Genomic DNA, 6,688 nt, shown 5'->3' on the forward strand with positions numbered 1-6,688 from the left:
CTTTTAAACCAGGATATGTATTTGTTGAAGTCCCATGACCACTATCAGATAAGGTGCATGGACGTTCCGTCCTGTTATTCTTCAAGCTGATGAGCTGTGTTATACGCATCAACTGACTCTGAAGTGCGGCCGAGTTTTGCAAGAGCACTACCTTTTCCCTTCCATGCAATGGTGAAGGTTGGATCGAGTTCTATTGCACGGTTGTATGACTTTAGGGCCTCTTCATAATTTCCGGCATCAGCCTGGATATTTCCTTTATTATACCAGGGGAATGCATATGCCGGATCCAGATCAATTGCCTTATCATATGCACTAAGTGCTTCATCAGTCCTGTTGAGGGTTGCCAGATTGGTTCCTTTGTTAAACCAGGCCGCCGCATTTGTCGGGTCTAACTTGCTTACAGTTTCATAAGCTGATATTGCGTCGCCATTCTTCCCCAGTCGTGCAAGGGTGAGACCAGTATAAAACCAGGCATCAACATTTGTAGGGTCCAAAGTTGTTGCATTTGTAAATGAAACGAGTGCTTCATCGTACTGTTTCTCGTCCCAGAATGCCTTTCCAGCAGCCCACATCTGCTTTGAATCACTTGTATTATCCGCAGTTGATAACACGGGCAAAATAAAGGCGCTGATAAGAATGAGAGCAAATATACCCGGAAGATTCCTCATACAGAGGGTCTGATCGGTGTGAGTATAAGGATTCCGATGATCCTAAACGGATCATGCTGGATCTCCTGTCTGAATATTAGGATGAAAGATAGTCCTCAATAAGAGCACGTGCAATACTGAGTTTTCCAGGGAGTTCGGGCATACTATCGCGGGAGAACCATTGAGCATCCTCAATCTCCACACCGTCGCATCTGATCTCCCCTGAAAGATATCGTGCAACATATCCTACCATCAGAGAGTCTGGGAATGGCCAGGGTTGGGAGTTATAGTACTTGAGATCAGAAATGCGCAGTCCCACCTCTTCAAATACTTCGCGATGAACTCCGGCTTCCAGAGATTCACCAGGCTCAACGAACCCGGCAATCAGACTGTACATCCCCTGAAGGAATTGTGGGGATCTTGCTAGCAGTATTCTGTCTTCGTCTGTTATCCTGACAATTATTGCAGGAGAGAGTCGGGGAAAGGTCAGAAGACCACAGGCAGGGCATCGTTTAGCCAACTCATCCTCCTTCATGGTGTTCCTTTCGCCACATCTTCCGCAGAACGCAGTTGTCGTATCAAACCGTACCAATTGTATTGCTCGCCCGAGAATAGCCAGAAGATCAAAAGGAAGAGAGCCCGCTATGGTGCGCAAGGAAATGAGTTCAAGGCCAGGTGAAAGAGAACTGCCGTTTTCTATCTGATAGACCCACCAGTTTAGATCAGAAGTGCCGCCGACAAATAGTGGACCAGTGACATTGAGAGGAAGGTCACTTGTATATTCTAGGCCTGGGAACTCTTCTTTAATAACCGGGAAATGATTTGAACAGAGGATATTGCCATCCGCATCCACAATTACACAATGGGACGTACCCGTTTTTGATGGGGTATGAGTATCCAGATCAGATATTATATAGGGTAGATGAACCATGAAAATCAACAGGACTAATTATTCAGGGTCATATATGTATTGATTGAATATTAGTATCTGGTTTGAATGGTGAAAGATCAGAAGTCAAATATCCTTGCGGAACTGGTATTATCATTAATTTTTGACAGGCACCATAAACAGCAGTGTTGGATGAATCAGGGGATGATCAGAATAAACGCTAATAAGGTATGATACAGGATGGATCTTCCTCAGGTTGAAGTCCGGCAGATAAGACCCTGCTCGGTCTGTGCCTTTTTTGTCCATGTGTCTGACTCGCAGGAAGGTATCTGCACTCTTAATAAAGGAGAGCGAAGAGGAACTGAGTACACCCGCTGGGAGCGGGATGATACTGAACATCTGCTGTCCTGGACCTGTTGGTATAATATTACGCCTGAAGAGATTGAAGGGACTGAAGATCCATGGGTGAAGAGTATTGTAAATGAATCTCTTCGGTTTTTCAACTCAGCTCATACCCGCAGGGAAATCACCGGTGGACGTAAAATGAGGGGTAGAAGGAAATGATTGTGCCTGCTGCTCTCTATCACGCTCTGTATATTGTGTAACTCTTTTCTTTCCCCTTTTTTTATTGTATTCTCATTGAAACTGTAAATCTTCGGATTGTGTGGTTCAATGGTTGATCTGATTTCTCCTGTGCATCATTCACTCTCTATGTCAGGTTACTCGTGAGCATCTGAATCTGATGACCAGCATGAAAGGAGAATGGACCATTGCTGTGTGAAACACGGGATGGGAGGTACCCATAGTTCGCCTGAGGTCCCCCACCACTAATCCCCAGATTTCGGAAATTTTTCGTCAGACTTATATCTGGATTAATGATAATATCTTACCTGCACTGTGGTCGGGATACGATAGCCTATGCAGACTAGCGGGTAGTTTGTAATTTAGGAATCCCTGATTGCATGGCGGAATGTCATGCCGGCAGTGCCGGTTTCTGAAAGTGTGGTTTCTTTCACCGTAGTGAACTCGGGTGAAATATGAGTGAAAATACAGAAATTATGAAATATGTTCCGACTACCTGCCCATATTGTGGTGTGGGATGTGGTCTTAACCTGGTAGTTAATGACGGGAAGGTCGTTGGTGTTGAGGCATACCAGCGAACTCCTGTGAATGAGGGTAAACTCTGTCCAAAAGGAATGACCTGTTGGGAACACGTGCACAGCCCTGACCGGCTGACCACCCCGTTGATCAAGAAGGACGGCAAGCATGTCCCAGCATCCTGGGACGAGGCTCTTGACCTGGTTGCCAAGAAACTGAAAGAGATAAGCGATAAACACGGCCCACGTGGTCTCGGGTTCCAGACCTCATGCAGAACTGTGAACGAGGACTGCTATATCTTCCAGAAATTTGCCCGGTGCGGATTCAAGACAAACAACGTCGATAACTGCGCCCGTATCTGTCATGGACCTTCCGTTGCCGGTCTTTCACTTTCCTTTGGTTCCGGAGCTGCAACAAACGGTTTCCGCGATGTTCTGAATTCTGACCTGATCCTGATGTGGGGTTCAAACGCAATGGAGGCACACCCACTCGCAGGACGTCGTGTTGCAGAGGCAAAGAAGAAAGGCATTCCAATCATCGTGGTTGACCCACGTAAGACTATGACTGCCCGGATCGCTGATACCTGGGTACGGTTCAACCCCTCGACCCATATTGCCCTGATCAACTCGATGATGTACTGGATCATCAAGGAAGGCAAGTATGACAAGAAGTTTGTCGAAGAGCGGACCGAACACTTTGACGACCTCCAAAAAACCGTCGAGAACTACGCAGATTGCGAGGCAATCCACGGTGTTCCACTGGAGACTGTCAAAGATCTCGCATTCAGATACGCAGATGTCAAGAACGCGGTGATCATCTACTGTCTTGGTATCACCGAACTCACCACCGGTACTGACAACGTCAGATCCCTCGGAAACCTTGCGATGCTTTGTGGAAACATCGGACGCGAAGGTGTTGGTGTCAACCCACTCCGTGGACAGAACAACGTGCAGGGTGCCTGTGATATGGGTGCATACCCGAACGTCTACTCGGGTTACCAGAAGTGTGAAGTCGCAGAGAACCGTGCAAAGATGGAGAAGGCCTGGGGAGTTACTGACCTGCCAGACTGGTACGGTGTCACTCTCACTGAGCAGATCAACCAATGTGGTGAAGAAATCAAGGGTATGTATATCCTCGGTCTGAACCCGGCTGTCACCTACCCTGACTCAAACCACGTGAAGGCACAGCTCCAGAAACTTGACTTCCTTGTTATTCAGGATATCTTCTTTACTGAGTCCTGTCAGTATGCTGATGTCATCCTGCCAGGAGCCTGTTTTGCAGAGAAGGATGGAACCTTCACCAGTGCAGAACGCCGTGTCAACCGTGTTCGCAAGGCAGTAAACCCACCGGGCGAAGCAAAGGAAGATATCTGGATCATTGCAGAACTGGCAAAGCGGCTGGGTCTCAAAAACTTTGACCTTCCGACTGGAAACGCTGTATGGGACGACATGCGGGCAGTTACACCCTCGATGTTTGGTTGCCTCTACGAGCGTATGGAAAAACCTGAGTCCGTCATCTGGCCTTGTCCAACCCCAGAGCACCCGGGAACTCCGATCCTGCACCGCGAGAAGTTTGCAACCCCGAATGGAAAGGGTCAGTTCTTCGGTCTCGAATACCGGCCACCAGCAGAAGTTGCAGACGCCGAGTATCCATACACCCTCATGACCGGACGTCTCATCTTCCACTACCACTCCCGTTCACAGACCGGACGCAGTGACATGCACCGTGAGGTTCCAGAGTCTTACGCACAGATCAATATCGAGGATGCAGAGCGTCTCAAGATCAAGGATGGCGAGCAGATCAAACTGAAGAGCCGCCGCGGTGAGACAATCACTCATGCACGGGTGTCTGATGATGTAGCACCTGGCGTGGTTTACATGACCATGCACTTTGCAGATGGTGTCAACAACCTGACCAACACCGCACTCGACCCACTCTCTAAGATGCCTGAACTCAAGCACTGCGCAATATCTATCGAAAAACTCGGAGGCAACTAAGATGGTAGCAAAAGGCGACATGATCTACGCATGGGCAAAAGACTCCGAGGTACAGAAGAAAGGTGAGTGTGGAGGAGCTGTCACTGCTCTCCTGAAGCATGCACTTGAGACCAAGATGGTTGACGGTGTGGTTGCTATCACCAAGGGTAAGGATCTGTACGATGCAGTTCCAACCGTTATAACCAATGCCGATGATGTCATCAAGTCCGCAGGTTCCCTGCATTGCGGTACCCTGCTCATCCCCAAACTGATCAAGAAATACCTGAACGGGGCAAAGGACAAGAAGTATGCAGTCACCTGTAAGGGCTGCGATGCAATGGCATTCTACGAGCTTGCCAAGAGGAACCAGATCAACCTTGACAACATCATCATGATCGGTGTCAACTGTGGAGGTTCAGTCAGCCCGGTTGCAGCACGGCGGATGATCAGCGAGAAGTTCGAAGTTGACCCTGATACTGTCCACAAGGAAGAGATCGACAAGGGTCAGTTCATCATCGAGTTCGAAGGTGGCCACAAAGGTATCAAGATCGACGAACTCGAGGAAGAAGGCTACGGACGCAGATCTAACTGCCAGCGCTGTAAGATGAAAGTCCCCCGTCAGGCTGATATCGCAGCAGGAAACTGGGGAGTAATCGGAGACAAGGCAGGAAAGGCAACGTTCCTTGAAGTCTGCTCTGAGAAGGGTGCAAACCTTATCGAGAGTGCCAAGTCCAAAGGCGCTCTTGAAACCGAAGCAGCAAACCCGAAGGGTATCGAGATCAGGGGAAAAGTCGAGAATGCAATGTTCAAGCTCGGAGACTCATGCAGAAAGCGTGACTTCGAGGGACTCGGCACCGGTAAGGATCGGCTGAAGCTGATCATGACAGAATCTGCCAAGTGTGTCAAGTGTTACGCTTGTGTTGAGAACTGCCCAATCTGCTACTGTATCGAGTGCTCTACCAAGAAGCCCTGGTACGTTGCACCCGGTGTACTGCCAACAAGCTTCATGTTCCACCTGATCAGGTTCGCCCACGTCTCTGACTCTTGTGTCAACTGTGGTCAGTGCGAAGAACTCTGCCCAATGGAGATTCCAAATGCATTGTTCATGCACTCACAACAGACCGAGATCGAGAAGATGTTCGGCCACGTCCCGGGACGCGACATGAGCCCGCCAATCCATGCACTTGCAGAGGAGAAGGCAGAGCGTGCACGTCTTGAGGCAACCGGCACTGACTCTATCTACATCAACATCTTCGATGAAGAGTAATCTACTCTTCCCAGTATACGACGCTACCGCTCCATCGCACCAGGAGGCAGGAAGGATCAATCCTTCCCCTTTCCTGAAAAATGCAGCCGTCTCTTTTATACAGATATCCTGATTGTTTATGGGTTATCAGGTACCAATGGTTTCTGGCAGTGAATTTCCTGATGAAGTGAAAAAAAATTTATATGAGTTCATAGTACCGCAGGCTTCCGCAGGCGGCACAGTGATCACCCTCAATGAGGTATTCAGGGACCGGTTCTCCACAGGTTTTACAGATTGCTGTGTTCCATTTCTTCTTTTGGGTTACCGGGATTCTGACCTTCTGCACAGAGATGATAGAGCGTTTTGCTGCCAGGATCTCATCTAGAAGTGCCTTTGTCATAGTTTTCTTTGAGAATTCCAGGCTGTTTGCAAACCACTTCTCCAGTGTTGGCCATGCATGAAGTTTTACCGGGTCGATGTATAGCCTGATACCTTCAGCAGAATCGGTTTCACTGGGTCTGTTCATGGTGAAAGCAAATCTTCCGACCGGGACAACCGTAAGTCTGTGATTACCTATGGTACAGTGGGCGATAACCTGCAGGGGATCGGGAGCACACTTCTGGGTTTCACAGACAGCATACACCTTCTCACCGGGTTTTGCGCCAAGTAGTTCAAAAGCGTAATCGACCATACCGATGGCGATCAGCAGGCCGGGTGCAGGATAGGTATGGAATGGTATGCAACTTTTGTAGTATTCCTGAAACCTGGGATCATACCCGAGTTCCTGGAGTTTTCGCAGGAGTTCATCCTGCGTATACTCATCATGGTGATC

Annotated in this window: 6 protein-coding genes; 3 read left to right on the plus strand and 3 right to left on the minus strand. The window is 48.7% G+C overall.

The annotated features are described in order from the left end of the window. Positions 1 to 74: 74 nt before the first annotated feature. Entirely contained in the window at positions 75 to 668 is a 594-nt protein-coding gene (locus VN429_RS00860) for a tetratricopeptide repeat protein (RefSeq protein WP_325628769.1), read from the minus strand. 76 nt (positions 669 to 744) lie between these two features. After that, complete coding sequence (gene nudC, locus VN429_RS00865) at positions 745 to 1,500, minus strand: NAD(+) diphosphatase (RefSeq protein ID WP_325628771.1); 756 nt, start codon at positions 1,498 to 1,500, stop codon at positions 745 to 747. Positions 1,501 to 1,776: 276 nt separating this feature from the next. On the opposite strand from nudC, the gene VN429_RS00870 reads away from it, so the two are divergent. The 3 genes from VN429_RS00870 to VN429_RS00880 all read left to right on the plus strand — a co-directional run bounded on the left by VN429_RS00870 (position 1,777) and on the right by VN429_RS00880 (position 5,877). Further along, positions 1,777 to 2,100, plus strand: a complete 324-nt coding sequence (locus tag VN429_RS00870; protein WP_325628773.1) for a hypothetical protein — start codon at positions 1,777 to 1,779, stop codon at positions 2,098 to 2,100. A gap of 473 nt (positions 2,101 to 2,573) precedes the next feature. Then, the gene (gene fdhF / locus VN429_RS00875) at positions 2,574 to 4,631 is read left to right on the plus strand and encodes a formate dehydrogenase subunit alpha (protein ID WP_325628775.1); all 2,058 of its coding nucleotides are present in this window, start codon (positions 2,574 to 2,576) and stop codon (positions 4,629 to 4,631) included. 1 nt (position 4,632) lies between these two features. Further along, complete coding sequence (locus VN429_RS00880) at positions 4,633 to 5,877, plus strand: Coenzyme F420 hydrogenase/dehydrogenase, beta subunit C-terminal domain (protein WP_325628777.1); 1,245 nt, start codon at positions 4,633 to 4,635, stop codon at positions 5,875 to 5,877. A 178-nt stretch (positions 5,878 to 6,055) separates the two neighbouring features. On the opposite strand, the gene VN429_RS00885 is transcribed toward VN429_RS00880, so the two are convergent. After that, positions 6,056 to 6,688 (minus strand): FmdE family protein (locus tag VN429_RS00885; RefSeq protein WP_325628779.1); only part of this gene is annotated, 633 nt, incomplete at its 5' end.

Source organism: Methanospirillum sp. (genome assembly GCF_035560735.1).
Classification (GTDB): domain Archaea; phylum Halobacteriota; class Methanomicrobia; order Methanomicrobiales; family Methanospirillaceae; genus Methanospirillum.